The organism is uncultured Phycicoccus sp. (assembly GCF_947495705.1).
Classification (GTDB): domain Bacteria; phylum Actinomycetota; class Actinomycetes; order Actinomycetales; family Dermatophilaceae; genus Phycicoccus.
The window spans coordinates 389,185-405,198 of sequence record NZ_CANLZR010000003.1; the positions used below are offsets into that span (position 1 = coordinate 389,185).

Here is a 16,014-nt window from a genome sequence, read left to right on the forward strand (position 1 = left end):
CACCATTGACGTGACCGACGACGCCCACACCGCCCCTCGCGGTGTGGGCGTCGTCGTCGTCGCGGCCGGCTCCGGGGCCCGGCTCGGGGCGCAGGTACCCAAGGCGGCGGTCCGTCTGGCGGGTCGCACCCTGCTGGCGCGTGCCGTTGAGCGCGTCCTCGCCGTCGACGGGCTGAGCTGTCTGGTGCTCGTCGTCCCCGCCGCACTGGCTGGGCCCGAGCACTGGGACCTCGGCGAGCTGCCCGCCCACGCGGCCTTCGTCGCGGGCGGCGCCGAGCGCACCGAGTCGGTCGCCGCCGGGCTGGCCGCGGTCGGCGAGGACTGCGACGTCGTCCTCGTCCACGACGCCGCCCGCTGCCTCGCCCCGACCGAGGTCTTCGACCGGGTCGTCGCCGCTGTCCGCGCCGGCGCCGACGGGGTCGTTCCGGGCCTGCCGGTCGTCGACACGGTCAAGACCGTCGACGCCGACGGGTTCGTCACCGGGACGCCCGAGCGCACGACGCTGCGGGCGGTGCAGACGCCCCAGGGCTTCCGCCGCGAGGTGCTCATCGCCGCGCATGCGGGCGGCAAGGTCGCCACTGACGACGCCGCGCTCGTCGAGCGCACCGGCCGACGGGTGCTCGTCGTCGACGGCGACCCGATGGCGTTCAAGGTGACGACGCGCGATGATCTCGAGCGGGCCGAGCGCCTCGTCGCCGGGGCCTAGCATCGGTGCCGTGACCATTCTTCCCCGTGTCGGCGTCGGCGTCGACGTGCACGCGCTCGCCCCCGAGGGGTCCGACCGCGAGCTGTGGGTGGCCGGGCTGCACTGGCCGGGGGAGCGGGGGCTCGACGGCCACTCGGACGCCGACGTCGCCGCGCACGCCGCCTGCGACGCGCTGTTCTCCGCGGCCGGCATCGGCGATCTCGGTGCGCACTTCGGCACCGACCGCCCGGAGCTCGCCGGGGCGTCGGGTGCCACGCTGCTCGCCGAGGCCGCCCGGCTCGTGCGCGCATCCGGCTTCGAGATCGGCAACATCGCCGTGCAGGTCGTCGGCAACCGCCCGAAGATCGGCAGCCGTCGCGCCGAGGCGGAGGCCGTGCTCTCGGTGGCCACCGGGGCGCCGGTCTCGGTCAGCGGCACGACGACCGACGGGCTGGGCCTCACCGGCCGGGGCGACGGGCTGGCGGCGATCGCGACCGCCCTGGTCGCACCCATTCCCGACATCGACCAATAGGTCACGCCAGGTGCGGGCTTCAGGTCCGCGCGTCCCGATATCGACCAATAGGTCACGCCAGGTACGGGCTTCAGGTCCGCGCGTCCCGACATCGACCAATAGGTCACGCCAGGTACGGGTGTCGGGTCCAGGCGTACCTGACGTGACCTATTGGTCGACTGAGGTACGGGTCGGTGGGGTCAGTGGCTGGGGCGCGTCAGCGGGTGCGCTGCATGGGGCGACGACCGGCGCTGACGATGCGCGCCATCCGCTGCAGCTCTGCCACATGGCCGCAGAGCGCCTCCCGACCGGTGGGGGTCAAGGCCACCGTCGTCACCTGCCGCCCGTCACGCACGCCGCGCTCGAGCCGGGCGTAGCCCTTGCCGGCGAGCGCCTTGAGGTGCTTGGACAGCGCCGAGTCCGACAGGCCCATCGCGTCGCGAACGTCGCCGAAGTCCCGGCCGGGGGCAGGGACGAGATAGGCGCAGATCTGGAGCCGATGCGGCTCGTGGATCACGTCGTCGAAGTTCGGGAAGGGCATGCCTCCAGATTACGGCCGCTTTCCGTCCCGGAAAGGGCGTTTCGCCACAATCGCTGCGGTGCACCGGCGCCCACGTCGAGGACGGATGGCCTGCGCACCGGCGGGGCGGTCTAGCGTGAGGGCACCAGCAGCGACGCTCGACCGAGGAGAGCCCCGTGCCCCAGACCGTCCAGGGAGTCATCGCCCGCTCGAAGGGGGCGCCCGTCGAGCTCGTCGACGTTCTCGTCCCCGACCCCGGCCCGGGGGAGGCGGTCGTCGCGGTCGAGGCGTGCGGCGTCTGCCACACCGACCTGCACTACCGCGACGGCGGCATCAACGACGACTACCCCTTCCTGCTCGGCCACGAGGCCGCGGGCCGGGTCGAGGCCGTCGGCGAGGGCGTCACCGAGGTGCAGCCGGGCGACTTCGTCATCCTCAACTGGCGCGCCGTCTGCGGGCAGTGCCGAGCCTGCCGCAAGGGCAAGCCCTGGTACTGCTTCGCCACCCACAACGCCACCCAGAAGATGACCCTGATTGACGGCACCGAGCTGAGCCCGGCGCTGGGCATCGGCGCCTTCATCGAGAAGACCCTTGTCGCGGCCGGCCAGTGCACCAAGGTCGACCCGGCGGACGCGGCGGCGGTCGGGCTGCTCGGCTGCGGGGTCATGGCCGGCTTCGGTGCGGCCGTCAACACCGGCGGCGTCGGGCGCGGCGACTCCATCGCGGTCATCGGCTGCGGCGGGGTCGGCAACGCGGCCATCGCCGGAGCCCAGGTGGCCGGTGCCACGACGATCATCGCCGTCGACGTCGACGCCCGGAAGCTCGAGGCTGCCACCCGCTTCGGCGCCACGCACACCGTCGACTCCTCCACCGAGGACCCGGTCGAGGCGATCCGGGCGCTCACCGGCGGGCACGGGGCCGACGTCGTCGTCGAGGCCGTCGGCCGCCCCGAGACCTACGAGCAGGCGTTCTACGCGCGCGACCTCGCGGGCACCGTCGTGCTCGTCGGGGTCCCGACCCCCGAGAAGCAGGTGACGCTGCCGATGATCGAGATCTTCGGCCGCGGCGGCGCGCTGAAGTCCAGCTGGTACGGCGACTGCCTGCCGTCCCGCGACTTCCCGATGCTCGTCGATCTCTACCGGCAGGGCCGGTTCGACCTCGACGCCTTCGTCACCGAGCGGATCGGCATCGCGGACGTGGAAGCGGCCTTCGAGAGGATGCACGCCGGCGACGTCCTGCGCTCGGTCGTCGTGATGGAGGGGACGGCATGAGCACGACCCCGATCGGCGCGGACGTCGCCACCTCACCCGGCGGTGTGCGCGTCGAGCGCGTCGTCACCTCCGGGGTCTTCGAGCTCGACGGCGGGTCCTGGGAGGTCGACAACAACGTCTGGCTGCTCGGCGACGACCGTGAGGTGCTCGTCGTCGATGCCGCGCACGACGCGCCGGCCATCCTCGCGGCCGTGGGTGGCCGCCGGGTCGTCGCCGTCGTGTGCACGCACGGCCACAACGACCACGTCAACGCCGTCGCCGACGTCGTCGCGGCCACCGGTGCCACGGCATGGCTGCACCCCGACGACCGGGTCCTCTGGGACATGAGCCAGGACGCCCCGCCCGGGGGGGACCTCGCCGACGGGCAGACGTTCACCGTCGGCGACGTCGAGGCCACGGTGCTGCACACGCCGGGGCATGCGCCCGGGGCGTGTTGCCTGTCGGTGCCGGCGCTCGGCGTCGTCTTCAGCGGCGACACGATGTTCAACGGCGGGCCGGGCGCCACCGGCCGCTCCTACAGCGACTTCGCGACGATCATCGACTCGATCCGGACCCGGCTGCTGTCACTCCCGGACGAGACGGTCGTCCTCACCGGCCACGGCGACCCCACGGTCATCGGGGACGAGGCCCCGCACCTGCAGGAGTGGCTAGACCGCGGTCACTGACGCGACGCGCGGTCGGTCCCGTGGCAGCGCCGGCGGTCCGGGCAGGTGCGCTGCCCGGTACTGTCGTTCGCCCCAGATGCGGGGGCACCCGACAGCCATGTGCCCCCTGGCGTGGGGCGAATGCATGTCGGTCGCCCCAGGCGGCGGGGCAAACGGATGTCGGGTGCCCCAGGGCGTGGGGCGACTGGCTGTCGGTCGCCCCGGGATTCGGGGCAGACGAGAGGGGCGCGGACAGTGACCTGTGCCCGACAGGCCGCAGAGGGCGACCCGGCGGCCCCGCCGGCCGTCTCCGGTTCGGGCGTGCCGCGCGGCGCCGGTACCCTGTCGCGAGTGACTCTCAGGCTTTTCGACTCCCTCACGCATGAGCTGCGTGACTTCGTCCCCGTCGTGCCCGGCAAGGCAGGGATCTACATCTGTGGGCTCACGACCCAGGCGCCCCCGCACATCGGCCACGTCCGCTTCGCCGTCGCGTTCGACGTCCTGCGCCGCTGGCTCGAGCGGGGCCACGGCTACGACGTCACCCTGATCCGCAACGTCACCGACATCGACGACAAGATCCTCGCGAAGTCCGCCGAGGCCGGCGAGCCGTGGTTCGCCCTGTCGTACCGCAACGAGATGGAGACCGCCGACGCCCTCGAGTCGCTCGGTGTCCTGCGACCCACCTACGAGCCGCGGGCCACCGGTCACGTCCCCGAGATGGTCGCGCTCATGGAGACCCTCGTCGGCAAGGGGCACGCGTACGCCGCCGCCGACGGCTCCGGCGACGTGTACTTCGACGTGCGCAGCTGGCCGAACTACGGCGAGCTCACCCACCAGCGGGTCGACGACATGTCCGACGCCGAGGACGCCGACCCGCGCGGCAAGCGCGACCCTCGCGACTTCGCCCTCTGGAAGGGCCGCAAGACCACCGAGCCCGAGACCGCCTCGTGGCCCACCCCGTACGGCGTGGGTCGCCCGGGCTGGCACCTCGAGTGCTCGGCGATGGCGCGCAAGTATCTCGGCGACACCTTCGACATCCACGGCGGCGGGGTCGACCTGCGCTTCCCGCACCACGAGAACGAGGTCGCCCAGTCGCGGGCGGCGGGCCTCGGCTTCGCGAACTACTGGCTGCACAACGCGTGGGTGACGATGGGCGGCGAGAAGATGAGCAAGTCGCTCGGCAACTCGCTGCGGGTCAGCGAGGTCGTGCGCGCCTACCGCCCTCTCGCCGTCCGCTACTACCTGACCGCCGCGCACTACCGCTCGACGATCGAGTACCACGAGGGCTCCATCGAGGAGGCCGCCACGACGGTCGAGCGGATCGAGGGCTTCCTGCGCCGGGCGCTCCCGGGCGTCGACACCCTCGTCCCCGACGGCACCGCCGCGCTGCCGGCGGACTTCCGGGAGGCGATGGACGACGACCTCGGGGTGTCCGACGCCCTCGCCGTCCTGCACCAGTCGGTCCGGGCCGGCAACACCGCCCTCGACGACGGAGACCACGACGACGCGGCCGCCATCGCGCGGGGCGTCGTGGCCATGGCCGATGTGCTCGGGGTCAACCCGCTGGACCCGGTGTGGTCCGACGGCGGGTCCGACGCCGACGACGCCACCGCGGCGCTCGACGCCCTCGTCGCCGACCGGGTCGCTGCCCGGGCCGCGGCCCGGTCGGCGCGCGACTACGAGACCGCGGACTCCATCCGCGACCAGCTGACCGCTGCCGGGATCGCCCTCGAGGACACCGCCGCCGGTGTCCGCTGGTCGCTCACCCGGGGCAAGGGAGATTGACGTGGCCGGGAACTCACAACGCCGAGGCGCCATCCGCAAGGGCAGCAAGAAGGGCCCCACCGTCGGGTCCGGCGGCCAGCGCCGCCGCGGGCTCGAGGGCAAGGGGCCGACGCCCAAGGCCGGCGACCGCCCCAACCACAAGGCCCACAAGTCGGCCAAGCCGGCCGGCCGCTCCGGCGGCCGGTCCGGGGGCCGCAAGGCCCCGGCGACCAGCGAGGTCGTCGCGGGACGTAACTCCGTGCTCGAGGCGCTGCGGGCCGACGTGCCGGTGACGACGATGTACATCGCGGGCCGGATCGACGCCGACGACCGGGTCCGCGAGGCCATCAAGACCGCCACCGGCCGCGCCATCCCCATCCTCGAGACGCCCCGTGGCGAGCTGGACCGGCTCACCGACGGTGCCGTCCACCAGGGTCTGGCGATCCAGGTCCCGCCGTACTCGTACGCGCACCCGAACGACCTGCTCGACTCCGAGCTGCCCGGCATCCCGCTCCTGGTCGCGCTCGACGGCATCACCGACCCCCGCAACCTCGGTGCCATCGTGCGCTCGGTCGGCGCCTTCGGAGGGCACGGCGTCATCGTGCCGAGCCGCCGCTCGGCCGGGATGACCGCCAGCGCGTGGAAGACCTCCGCCGGAGCGGCCGCACGCATCCCGGTGGCCCAGGCCGCCAACCTGACCCGGGCGCTCGAGGACTACCGCAAGGCCGGGTTCTTCGTCATCGGCCTCGACATGGACGGCGACGTCGAGCTGCCCGACCTCGCGCTCGCCTCCGAGCCGCTCGTCGTCGTCGTCGGCTCCGAGGGCAAGGGGCTCTCGCGGCTCGTCCGCGAGACGTGCGACCAGATCGTCTCGGTCCCGATGACCTCGGCCGTCGAGTCCCTCAACGCCGGGATCGCCACCGGCGTCACCCTCTACGAGGTGGCCCGCCGGCGCCGCGGCCGGGACTGACCGGCCCCGGCCGGGGCAGCGGTGCCCGGCCCCCCGTGCCACGATCGAGGCACGACCGGGCCACCTCGGCCCGGTGCGACCGAGGGGAGCCCCATGTCCGACCAGCCACCCACCGAGCCGCGGCCCCACGGGTTCCAGTCCTCCTCGCCGCCCCCGCCGCCCCCGCCGAACCCCTACGGCGCAGCGCCGGCGTACGACCTGCCCCCGGCCGCTGAGCCCGTGACCCGCGCGCGGTCGATGGACCTCGCCGTCCTCCTCATGCGGGTGGGTGCGGGACTGTCGCTGCTCTCCGTCCTGACGGTGTTCGTCCTGGGCGACCAGATCAGGACCGCGGTCGAGGAGGGGCTCCAGGAGTCCGGGACGAGCCTCGACCCGGGCGTCGTGGATGCGGCGATCTCGGTCGCGACCGTCTTCGGAGTCATCGTCGGCCTGCTCGGGGCGGGCCTGTGGCTCCTCATGGCCTGGGCCAACGGCCGTGGCAGATCCTGGGCCCGGATCGTCGCCACCGTCCTCTTCGGGATCAGCGCCGCCAGCTTCGTCTTCGCCCTCACCCAGCCCCAGGCCGGGCTCGAGCGCGTGCTCGACGCCCTCACCGTGCTGCTCGGCGCGGTCATCATGGTCCTCCTGTGGAAGCGGGAGTCCTCGGCCTACTACGCCGCGATGTCGGCTCGTCGACAGTGACATCGGGCGTCTCGGGGAGGCAGACACCCGCAGCCCCGCTCGCGTCCATCTCCGCGTGGTTGCTCGATAACGGAGACCGCGCTGTGGAAGGATCGGCGCCGCCGGGACGACCCGGCGGGGGCCGACGCCTCCCATGAACTCAGAGAGGTGACCATGTCTGACTACGGATCGACCCCCCCGCCCCCGCCCCCGCCCGGTGGTGGCGGCGGCGACTACGCGGCCCCGCCGCCCCCGGCCGGCGGGATGGGTGGCGGCGCCGTCGACCACCCCAAGGGCATCACCATCCTCGTCCTCGGCATCCTGTCGCTCGTGTGCTGCTCCCCGCTGGGCATCGTCGCCCTCATCATGGGCAACAACGCGCTCAAGGAGATCGACGCTCAGCCGGGCCGCTACAGCAACCGCCAGATCGTCCAGATCGGCCGGATCCTCGGCATCGTCGGCATCGTCTTCCTCGTGCTGAGCCTGCTGTGGATCCTCTTCTTCGGCGGCCTCGCGGTCCTCTCCGGCGGTTCCTCCACCTCGTACTGAGATGACGACCGTGCAGCAGGCGGCGCCCACCCGGCTCGACACGCCCGGGTGGCGCCGCCTCCTGCCGCACGCGGGGGTCGCCGCGGGGGTCGCGGCGGCCACGACGTACGTGTGGGCGGTCGACCCCAACCAGCCCGGCCACTACCCGCTCTGCCCCACCTTCGCGCTCGCGGGCATCTACTGCCCCGGCTGCGGCATGCTGCGGGCCACCCACGACCTCACCCACCTCGACGTCGCCGGGGCCGTGGCGATGAACCCCCTCGCGCTCCCGCTGTACGCCGGGGTGTTCGTGCTCTTCCTCGTCTGGGTCAGAGCCACCTGGCAGCGGCGGCAGCTGCGCTGGGACCCCCCGACCTGGATGCCCGCCGCGCTCGCGGTCGCGTTCGTCGCGTTCACGGTCGCCCGCAACATCCCCGGGTGGACCTGGCTCGCACCGGCCTGAGGACCCGCGGCGCCGGCGCGGTCAGCGCCGGCCCTCGTCGGCGAGCACCGGCAGCTCCTCGGTGTCGACCCCCACCACCGCCCGCTCGTCGGGCTTGCTCGGCAGCACGTTCTCGATGTAGTCCTCGAGCGCCTCGGTGATCGGGATGTCGTGCTGTGCCCGCTCCGCGAGGTACCAGCGGTGCTCGAGCACCTCGTGGAACACCTCGGCCGGTTCGAGCTTGGCGACCAGAGCCCGGGGGACCCCGCGGACCACGGGCTCGTAGACGTTGGCCAGCCAGTCGTGGGCGACGATCTCCTCGTCCTCGCCCTGACGGCCGGTGGACGCCGAGAACACCTCGAGGTCGTTGAGCAGGCGGCGTGCCTGGTTCTCGCGGACGTCGAGCCCGGTGAGCCGGAGGAGCCGCCGCGAGTGGTGGCCCGCGTCGACGACCTTCGGCTGCAGCCGGATGGACGTGCCGTCGATGTCGGTCGTGATCTCGAGCTCGTCGACGTCGAAGCCCAGCTTGTTGAGCCGGCGGATGCGGTCGTCGACGCGCCACCGCTCGGAGTCGTCGACGACCTCCTCGCTGGTCAGGGCACCCCAGAGGTCGTGGTACCGGGTGAGGATGCGCTCGCTCACCTCCACGGGGTCGCGCTCCTCCTGCAGCAGCCCGCCCGCGTCGAGGTCCATCAGCTCACCGGCGATGTTGACCCGCGCGATCTCGAGGTCGTGCTCGCGCTGCCCCCGGCTCAGCCGGTCGCGCAGCTCGCCGGTCTCGGCGTCCACGAGGTAGGCCGAGAAGGCCCCGGCGTCGCGGCGGAACAGGGTGTTGGACAGCGACACGTCCCCCCACCAGAAGCCGGTGAGGTGCAGTCGCACGAGGAGCACGGCGAGAGCGTCGATGAGCCGGGTCGCGGTGCCCTTGCGCAGCGACTGGCTGTACAGCGCCCGGTAGGGCAGCGAGAACTGCAGGTGGCGCGTGACGAGGCAGGCGTCGAGGGGCTCGCCGTCCTTGTCGACGCGGCCGCTGACGACGGCGAACGCCTCGACCGCGGGCAGGTGCAGCCGGGCGAGGTTGCGGAGCATGTCGTACTCGCGGCGGGCGATGTCGTCCTTGATCTCCTTGACGGCCAGCACCCCTCCGGAGAGCCGGACGAACCGGACGACGTGCCGCGAGATGCCGCGGGGGAGGGCCGCGAGGATCTCCTCCGGCCACTCCTCGAGCGGCGTGCGCCAGGGCAGGTCGAGCAGGGCCGGGTCGTGACGGGCGGCGGTGAGCTCGAGGGCCATCGGTGGCCTTCCTTCGTCGAGGCCTGCGCGGCAGGCGGGACGGGAGACGCCCCGGACGAGAGGCTCGTCCGGGGCGTCGCCGGTCTACGGTCGAGTCGGCGGGTGCGTCAGAGCCGCAAGCCGGTCTCGCGGTCGAACACGTGCAGGTGCTCGCCCTTGGGGTAGACGAAGATGTTCGAGCCCTTCTTCGGCACGTTGCGGCCGTCGACGCGGGCGATGAACGGCTTCGCGAGGTTGTCGTCGCCGCCCTCGAGCACGATGTTGGCGTCGGCGGGGGTGCCGTAGACGTAAGCGTCGGCGCCGAGCTCCTCGATGACGTCGACCGTCAGCTCGAGGCCGTCCGGGTTGGTCGTGACCTCGACGTCCTCGGGGCGCACGCCGACGACGACGTGCGAGCCGCCGCTGCCGGCGTGCTCACGCGGGAGCGGGACGTTGTGGGTGCCGAACTTCGCCCCGTCGGGGCCGGCCGGGACGGCGACGAGGTTCATGGCCGGGGAGCCGATGAAGCCGGCGACGAAGAGGTTGGCCGGGCGGTCGTACATCTCGCGCGGGGTGGCGCACTGCTGGAGGAGGCCGTCCTTGAGCAGTGCGATCCGGTCGCCCATCGTCATGGCCTCGACCTGGTCATGGGTGACGTAGACGGTGGTGACGCCGAGCCGACGCTGCAGCGAGGCGATCTGGGTGCGGGTCTGGACGCGGAGCTTGGCGTCGAGGTTCGACAGCGGCTCGTCCATGAGGAAGACCTGCGGGCTGCGGACGATGGCGCGGCCCATGGCGACGCGCTGGCGCTGCCCACCGGAGAGCGCCTTCGGCTTGCGCTCGAGGTACTCGGTGAGGTCGAGGATGTTGGCGGCCTCCTCGACGCGCTTGCGGATCTCGCTCTTGTCGACGCCGGCGATCTTGAGCGCGAAGCCCATGTTGTCGGCGACGGACATGTGCGGGTACAGCGCGTAGTTCTGGAAGACCATCGCCACGTCGCGGTCCTTGGGCGAGAGGTCGGTGACGTCGCGGTCACCGATCCAGATCTTGCCGGCGTTGACCTCTTCGAGGCCCGCGAGCATCCGCAGGGACGTGGACTTGCCACACCCGGAGGGACCCACGAGAACGAGGAACTCCCCGTCCGCGACGTCGATGTTCAGCTTGTTGACCGCGGGCTCGTCGCTGCCCGGGTAGATCCGGGTTGCCTCGTCGAACTTGACAGTTGCCATGGCGTCTTTGCCTTTCCTTCACCGGCAGGAACGTGCCGGACGATCCGTCGTAAAGGGGGGTGGAGCTCCCACTCGCGTCGGTGCAAGCGGTTTCGCCAGTATGCCCGACCCGGGGTGAGGGGGCCAGGGCTGTCCACTCCGTGCACACCGGCGTGCACCTCTGGCGCGCCGCCGCCGGTCCCCTTACGGTGGTGGCATGAGGATCGCCGACGTCGTGAAGCGCAAGGGTGCGGAGGTCGTCACCGTGCGCTCCGACGCCACCGTCACCGAGCTCCTGGCCCTCCTGGACGAGCACCGGATCGGCGCCGTCGTCGTCAGCGACGACGACGGCTCGGTGCACGGGATCGTCAGTGAGCGCGACATCGTGCGGCACCTGCACACCGACGGGGCGGCGCTGCTCGACGCCCCGGTCAGCCAGATCATGACGGCGGACGTGCACACCTGCGCCCCCGAGGACGCCCTCGAGGACATGGCGGCCGAGATGACCGAGCGCCGCATCCGGCACGTGCCCGTCGTCGTCGACGGTCGGCTCGCCGCCATCGTGAGCATCGGCGACATCGTGAAGTTCCGCATCGACACCCTCCAGACCGAGCGCGACCAGCTCCGCGACTACATCCAGCAGTAGCGGCACGCCCCGCGGCTTGGAGGGTCCGCCCAGGAAGACGGCCTACCGTGGAGGCATGACCGCCGACGCCCGAGCCGACGGCCACGCGCCCGAGGACCCCGACGAGCCGAGCGAGCACGCCCGGCTCGGGCAGTACCGGCTGGTCCAGCGCCTCGGCGAGGGCGGCATGGGGGTCGTCCACCTGGCCCTCGACCGGCACGGGCGGGCGTTCGCGCTCAAGCTGCTGCGTCAGCACGTCGCGGACGACCCGGACGCCCGGGCCCGGCTGGCCCGTGAGGTCGACACCCTGAGCCGCATCCGCAGCCCGTTCGTCGCGCCGGTCGTCGACGCCGACGTCGACGGCGAGACCCCGTACGTCGTGACCCGGTTCGTCGACGGCCCCTCGCTCGACGAGCGGGTCGAGGCGCGGGGGCCGCTGACCCCGGGCGAGCTGCACCACGTCTCGGCCGGGCTCGCCGAGGCCCTCGACGCCATCCACTCGGCCGGCGTCGTCCACCGCGACGTCAAGCCGGGCAACGTGCTGCTCGTCGACGGCGAGGACCCGGTCCTCATCGACTTCGGCATCGCCCACCTCGTCGACGACGTGCGGCTCACGAGCGCCGGCCTGGTCATGGGCACGCCCGGGTACCTCGCCCCCGAGGTCGTCAGCGGCGAGGACGTCACCCCGGCGACCGACTGGTGGGGGTGGGCCGCGACCACCGCCTTCGCGGCGTCGGGCACCCCGCCGTTCGGCCGCGGCACGATGAACGCCGTCCTCGCGCGGGTCGCCTCGGGCGAGCCCGACCTCGTCGCCGTCGACCCGCGGATCGAGCCGCTGCTGTACGCCGCGCTGTCGCCGTACCCCGACGAGCGGCCACACCAGGCCGAGGTGGTCCGCGCCCTGGAGTCGTACGCGCACGGGGCTCCGGCCACCGAGGCGATCCAGGTGCGGCGGTCACGGCCGCGCACCGCGGTCCTCGACGCGCACCACACCGCCGCCCTGCCGGCCGTGCCGGCGCCGGTGACCGGCGCCCCACCGGACTGGTCGGCCCCCGTGACGCAGCCGCCCCCGCCGGTGGCCGGACCGGTGGACCCCCGGCGGGCCCTGCCCTCCGCGCCCTTCCCGGAGGACGACGAGGAGGACGTCGTCCGGGTCGCCACCGACCCGCGCATCGGCCTGCCGACCCGCACCGGGACGCTCCTGGCGCTGCTCGCGCTGCTCGTCGGGGGCATGGTGGCCGCCCCCCTCGTCGCGCTCGCCGCCCTGCTCGGCTGGATGGTCCTCGCCCGGACGTCCGACCGCTCCGTCACCTCCCTGGTCATGCGCCGCCACGAGCGGGGCGCCCGAGGCAGCGACGTCGCCCTGGCGGTGGCGAGCAGCCCCTGGCACCTGCTGGTCGGGCTGGTCGGCACCGTCGTCACGGGCGTGCTCCCGCTGCTCGTCGGGGTGTGCGCGCTGTTCGCCGCGGCGCTCGTCCTCGGCACGGTCCAGTCCCAGCCGGTGCGCACCGACGCGGTCGTGCCGCTCGTCGCCGCGGCGGTGTTCACGGCCCTGACGGCGTGGTGGGGCCCCGGGGGCGCGAGCCTGCGGCGAGGCAGCCGCAGCATGGTCCGCGGCTTCACCGTCCACCCGGGGGTGCGGCAGGCCGTGGCCGTGGCCCTGCTGCTCGTCGCCGCCGGCCTCGTCGCCGTCACGGTCAGCCGTGGCATGCCGTGGTGGTGGCCCCTTGCCGACGCGCCCGGATGGGTGCGGGAAGTGACTCCGACGCTGTGAGCAACCCCAAACCCCGCCGCCCGCGGATGCTGCGCGGCGACGTCCCGACCGAGCCGATGCCGATGCTCGACCTGCTGCGGCGCACGCCGTACCGGCACGCCCGGATCCCCGACGCGGCCGCCGAGGACGAGTCGGTGCGCCGCGGCCTCGACCTCGCCGTACGCGTCGGCGAGGTCATGCTGCGCTGTGGCGCGGGCGCGCCCCAGGTCGAGGGCGCCATCGCGGCGACCGCCGCCGCCGCCGGCGTCGACCGGGTCGAGCTGGACATCACGATGCAGTCGATCATCCTCCAGGCCCGCAGCAGCGCCGGCCGCGAGCACACCCTGCTCAAGGTGGTGCGGCGGACCCGGTTCGACTACGGCCGCCTCATGGCGGTGCACCGGCTCGTCCGCTCGCTCGTCGACGGTGACGTGACGACGGACGAGGCGGCGGTACGCCTGCGGGAGATCGAGCGGCACCCGCGCAACTTCCCGGACTGGGCCCTGTCGATCGCCAATGCGATGCTCGCGTCGGCGGTCGCGGTCATCATCGGCGCCGGGGCCGTGGCGGCGGCCGTCACCGTGGTCGTCGTGCTCGCCGTCGGCGGCATCGCACGCACCCACGCGAAGGTCGACCTGCCCGAGTTCTACGGCAACGCCATCAACGCCTTCGCCGCCACCCTGCTCGCCGGGGTGGCGTACGCCCTCGGGGCGATGGGGCTCATCCCCCTGAGCGGCAGTGAGTTCGCCTTCGTCGTCGCGGGCGGGATCGTGGCCATGCTGCCGGGGCGCACGATGGCCTCGGCGATCGAGGACGTCATCTTCGGGTACCCGCTCACCGGGGCCGGACGTCTGCTCGCGGTGCTCCTGTCGCTCACCGGGCTCATCATCGGGATCGCGTCCGGGCTGGGGGTGCTCCTCACCGTCATCGAGTCCTCCGGGGCCTCCTTCGTGTCGCCGTCGGTGCTCGACCTGCGGGTCAGCCAGGCACCGTTCGTGCCGGCCCTGATCGGCGCCCTCGTCGTCGGGCTGGCGGCGGCCGTCACGGTCCAGAGCCGGCGCCGGGTCGTTCTCCCCACCGGCCTCCTCACCATCGTCGGGTTCGTCGCCGCCGCGTTGCTGAACCGGTCGCTCGGGGTCGGCATCGTCACCGCCACCGGGCTCGCCGCGGTGACGATCGGCGTGCTCGGGCGTCTCATCGCACAGCGGATGGACGCGCCGTCGCTCGTGCTCGTCGTCCCCGCCAGCTTCGCCCTGCTGCCGGGCCTCACGATCTTCCGTGGCCTGTACGAGATGGTGGCGCAGGGCTCGGACCCCGGGCTGCTGTCCCTCCAGTCGGGCATCACGACGCTGCTCAGCGCGGGCGCCGCGCTGCTCGCCATCGCCACCGGGACCGTGCTCGGTGAGTTCCTCGCCGCCCCGTGGGACCGGCGGATGCGCGGCCAGCCGGCCAAGGCCGCCGCCGAGAACGCGGCCGAGGACGCCGAGACGGAGCCCGCGGAGGTCCCGCACCGTGAGGGAACCCACGAGGAACGGCCCGCGGGCCCCTCCTGACCGCCGTCCCGGCGCGCTGACCAGGCCGTTCGCCGACCAGCCGGCCGGCCCGGCGTGGCCAGGTGCCCAGCCGGCGCCGCCTCCGCCTACCCTCTCGTCCCATGCGCATTCGCCCCTTCGCCATCCTCACCGTCGCCGTCGTCGCGGTCGCCGGCTGCTCGGCGGACCCCGAGCCCGCCTCGACCGCGGTGTCGACCTCCGCCTCGGCCAGTGCGACGCCCACCCCGACCCCCACGCCGACGATCACGATCAAGAACGCGGACGAGAAGCTGACGGCCGCCGTCGCGAAGGTCTACGAGGGCAAGTCCGGCGTCAAGGGCGAGGCGTCCCTGGGGACCTGGGGCAAGGAGAAGGTCGCGGTCGTCACCTCCGGCGACGACGTCACCCTGGCCGTCGGGCCGTCGTGGAAGGTCGTCGGGGGCTGGTGGCCCTCGCTGAAGAAGAAGACCGACCTCGGCAAGACCCCGCGGTTCATGCTCGTCATCGGCTCGGACTCGCCCGGGAGCAGCCTGAAGGGCAGCCGCGGCGACACCCTGCAGATCGTCGGGATCGACGGCAAGGGCGGCGCCGGCATCGTCGGCATCCCGCGCGACCTGTACGTCCCGCTGTCGACGGGCGGCACCGCGAAGATCAACTCGGCGTTCGCGTACGGCGGGGGCAAGGCCCAGCTCGACACGGTGAAGCGGGTGAGCGGCCTGCCGATCGAGGGGTACGCGGTCACCGGTTTCGCCGGGTTCCGCAAGATCGTCGACGAGTCGGGCGGGCTGCCGCTCGTCATCGACCGCAGCTTCCGCTTCCTCGGCCTGCTCGACGTCAAGAAGGGCAAGCAGACCGCCGACGGAAACACCGTCCTCGCCTACGCCCGGGAACGGAAGTCGCTGCCCGACGGCGACTTCGGCCGGTCGAAGCACCAGCAGGAGATCATCCTCGCCGCTGCCGTCGCGGCGCGGCTCGCCGGGCCCGAGGCACTGCCCCGGCAGATGACGATCACCTCGAAGTACGCGCAGACCGACATGAGCGCCGAGCAGGCGCTGACGTTCCTCGCAGCGTTCCACAAGGTGAACCCCGCGAAGGTGGGCCACGCCGTCGTCCCCGGGACGCTGGGCACCAGCTCGGACGGGCAGTCGATCGTCAAGGTCACCTCGGCGACCAAGGCCGGGTTCGCCGAGCTCGAGGACGGGCGGCTCTAGCCCACACCCCCGCCCCTGGGGGCTCAGCCGAGGGGGTCGGCCTCGCCGTAGGACTGGAGCCTGAGCTGACGCGCAGTCGATCAGGTGACCTTGGACGTCCTGTCCGACTGCATCCGGGCCGGCGCCTCGGCGCGGAGCGTCGGGGCCTGAGACCCCGGTTCCGGAGCCGCGGTGTGAGGGCCCGGCTCCTGAGCCGGACCCACGGACCGGCCGTCCCGCCCCGTTAGAGTGTGGGGCCGTCGGCCCTCGGGCCGGCGTGCTGGCGTGGCGCAATCGGTAGCGCACCTGTCTTGTAAACAGGGGGTTGGGGGTTCGAGTCCCCCCGCCAGCTCGCGCTCGAGTGTATGACTTCGCCTGATGCTCGACGTTCGGGCTTCGGCTGATCCGCGACAGTGTTCCGGCTGAGGCTTGACAGGTA

General features: G+C 73.1%; 16 protein-coding genes and 1 tRNA gene. 14 read left to right on the top strand and 3 right to left on the bottom strand.

Annotated features, from left to right (window positions below):
• Positions 1-10 precede the first annotated feature (10 nt).
• Positions 11-706: a 2-C-methyl-D-erythritol 4-phosphate cytidylyltransferase gene (ispD, locus tag Q0963_RS07015; protein WP_299444597.1), complete on the top strand. Its 696-nt coding sequence runs from the start codon at positions 11-13 to the stop codon at positions 704-706.
• 10 nt (positions 707-716) lie between these two features.
• Positions 717-1,217: a 2-C-methyl-D-erythritol 2,4-cyclodiphosphate synthase gene (gene ispF, locus Q0963_RS07020; RefSeq protein ID WP_299444599.1), complete on the top strand. Its 501-nt coding sequence runs from the start codon at positions 717-719 to the stop codon at positions 1,215-1,217.
• A gap of 196 nt (positions 1,218-1,413) precedes the next feature.
• Here ispF and Q0963_RS07025 read toward each other — a convergent pair whose 3' ends face one another.
• The gene (locus Q0963_RS07025; protein WP_299444601.1) at positions 1,414-1,737 is read right to left on the bottom strand and encodes a transcriptional regulator; all 324 of its coding nucleotides are present in this window, start codon (positions 1,735-1,737) and stop codon (positions 1,414-1,416) included.
• Positions 1,738-1,892: 155 nt separating this feature from the next.
• Between Q0963_RS07025 and Q0963_RS07030 the strand changes: the two genes are divergently transcribed.
• The 7 genes from Q0963_RS07030 (at position 1,893) to Q0963_RS07060 (ending at position 8,016) form a co-directional block, all read left to right on the top strand.
• Positions 1,893-2,987 (top strand): S-(hydroxymethyl)mycothiol dehydrogenase, encoded by a 1,095-nt coding sequence (locus Q0963_RS07030; RefSeq protein WP_299444603.1) that lies wholly within the window; start codon positions 1,893-1,895, stop codon positions 2,985-2,987.
• Positions 2,984-3,652: an MBL fold metallo-hydrolase gene (locus Q0963_RS07035; RefSeq protein WP_299444605.1), complete on the top strand. Its 669-nt coding sequence runs from the start codon at positions 2,984-2,986 to the stop codon at positions 3,650-3,652. The genes Q0963_RS07030 and Q0963_RS07035 overlap by 4 nt, the downstream gene beginning before the upstream one ends.
• A gap of 330 nt (positions 3,653-3,982) precedes the next feature.
• On the top strand, positions 3,983-5,416 hold the full coding sequence (gene cysS, locus Q0963_RS07040; RefSeq protein WP_299444607.1) for a cysteine--tRNA ligase: 1,434 nt from the start codon (positions 3,983-3,985) through the stop codon (positions 5,414-5,416).
• 1 nt (position 5,417) lies between these two features.
• Positions 5,418-6,365 carry a 23S rRNA (guanosine(2251)-2'-O)-methyltransferase RlmB gene (gene rlmB, locus Q0963_RS07045; protein ID WP_299444608.1) on the top strand — a complete coding sequence of 316 codons (948 nt, stop codon included), beginning with the start codon at positions 5,418-5,420 and terminating at the stop codon, positions 6,363-6,365.
• A 93-nt stretch (positions 6,366-6,458) separates the two neighbouring features.
• Entirely contained in the window at positions 6,459-7,046 is a 588-nt protein-coding gene (locus tag Q0963_RS07050; RefSeq protein WP_299444610.1) for a hypothetical protein, read from the top strand.
• 153 nt (positions 7,047-7,199) lie between these two features.
• A complete protein-coding gene (locus Q0963_RS07055; protein ID WP_299444612.1) occupies positions 7,200-7,574 on the top strand; it encodes a DUF4190 domain-containing protein in 375 nt (124 codons plus the stop codon).
• Position 7,575: 1 nt separating this feature from the next.
• Complete coding sequence (locus Q0963_RS07060; RefSeq protein ID WP_299444614.1) at positions 7,576-8,016, top strand: DUF2752 domain-containing protein; 441 nt, start codon at positions 7,576-7,578, stop codon at positions 8,014-8,016.
• A gap of 21 nt (positions 8,017-8,037) precedes the next feature.
• Here Q0963_RS07060 and Q0963_RS07065 read toward each other — a convergent pair whose 3' ends face one another.
• Together Q0963_RS07065 and Q0963_RS07070 are read right to left on the bottom strand one after the other, a co-directional pair.
• Positions 8,038-9,288 (bottom strand): DUF4032 domain-containing protein, encoded by a 1,251-nt coding sequence (locus Q0963_RS07065; RefSeq protein ID WP_299444616.1) that lies wholly within the window; start codon positions 9,286-9,288, stop codon positions 8,038-8,040.
• A gap of 107 nt (positions 9,289-9,395) precedes the next feature.
• Positions 9,396-10,496, bottom strand: coding sequence for an ABC transporter ATP-binding protein (locus tag Q0963_RS07070; protein ID WP_299444618.1), 1,101 nt, complete (start codon positions 10,494-10,496; stop codon positions 9,396-9,398).
• Positions 10,497-10,692: 196 nt separating this feature from the next.
• Between Q0963_RS07070 and Q0963_RS07075 the strand changes: the two genes are divergently transcribed.
• The 5 genes from Q0963_RS07075 to Q0963_RS07095 all read left to right on the top strand — a co-directional run bounded on the left by Q0963_RS07075 (position 10,693) and on the right by Q0963_RS07095 (position 15,927).
• The gene (locus Q0963_RS07075) at positions 10,693-11,121 is read left to right on the top strand and encodes a CBS domain-containing protein (RefSeq protein WP_299444620.1); all 429 of its coding nucleotides are present in this window, start codon (positions 10,693-10,695) and stop codon (positions 11,119-11,121) included.
• Between the two features lie 55 nt (positions 11,122-11,176).
• On the top strand, positions 11,177-12,874 hold the full coding sequence (locus tag Q0963_RS07080) for a serine/threonine-protein kinase (protein WP_299444622.1): 1,698 nt from the start codon (positions 11,177-11,179) through the stop codon (positions 12,872-12,874).
• The gene (locus Q0963_RS07085; protein ID WP_299444624.1) at positions 12,871-14,406 is read left to right on the top strand and encodes a threonine/serine exporter ThrE family protein; all 1,536 of its coding nucleotides are present in this window, start codon (positions 12,871-12,873) and stop codon (positions 14,404-14,406) included. The genes Q0963_RS07080 and Q0963_RS07085 overlap by 4 nt, the downstream gene beginning before the upstream one ends.
• Before the next feature lie 101 nt (positions 14,407-14,507).
• Positions 14,508-15,596 (top strand): LCP family protein, encoded by a 1,089-nt coding sequence (locus Q0963_RS07090; protein ID WP_299444626.1) that lies wholly within the window; start codon positions 14,508-14,510, stop codon positions 15,594-15,596.
• A 258-nt stretch (positions 15,597-15,854) separates the two neighbouring features.
• A tRNA-Thr gene (locus Q0963_RS07095) sits at positions 15,855-15,927 on the top strand.
• Positions 15,928-16,014 lie beyond the last annotated feature (87 nt).

What these genes read in the sequence shown, in the direction of transcription:
- Q0963_RS07025 (WP_299444601.1), bottom strand. Translation starts at nt 1,737, where the DNA reads ATGCCCTTCCCGAACTTCGACGACGTGATCCACGAGCCGCATCGGCTC.
- Q0963_RS07035 (WP_299444605.1), top strand. Translation starts at nt 2,984, where the DNA reads ATGAGCACGACCCCGATCGGCGCGGACGTCGCCACCTCACCCGGCGGT.
- Q0963_RS07050 (WP_299444610.1), top strand. Translation starts at nt 6,459, where the DNA reads ATGTCCGACCAGCCACCCACCGAGCCGCGGCCCCACGGGTTCCAGTCC.
- Q0963_RS07055 (WP_299444612.1), top strand. Translation starts at nt 7,200, where the DNA reads ATGTCTGACTACGGATCGACCCCCCCGCCCCCGCCCCCGCCCGGTGGT.
- Q0963_RS07060 (WP_299444614.1), top strand. Translation starts at nt 7,576, where the DNA reads ATGACGACCGTGCAGCAGGCGGCGCCCACCCGGCTCGACACGCCCGGG.
- Q0963_RS07065 (WP_299444616.1), bottom strand. Translation starts at nt 9,288, where the DNA reads ATGGCCCTCGAGCTCACCGCCGCCCGTCACGACCCGGCCCTGCTCGAC.
- Q0963_RS07070 (WP_299444618.1), bottom strand. Translation starts at nt 10,496, where the DNA reads ATGGCAACTGTCAAGTTCGACGAGGCAACCCGGATCTACCCGGGCAGC.
- Q0963_RS07075 (WP_299444620.1), top strand. Translation starts at nt 10,693, where the DNA reads ATGAGGATCGCCGACGTCGTGAAGCGCAAGGGTGCGGAGGTCGTCACC.
- Q0963_RS07080 (WP_299444622.1), top strand. Translation starts at nt 11,177, where the DNA reads ATGACCGCCGACGCCCGAGCCGACGGCCACGCGCCCGAGGACCCCGAC.
- Q0963_RS07090 (WP_299444626.1), top strand. Translation starts at nt 14,508, where the DNA reads ATGCGCATTCGCCCCTTCGCCATCCTCACCGTCGCCGTCGTCGCGGTC.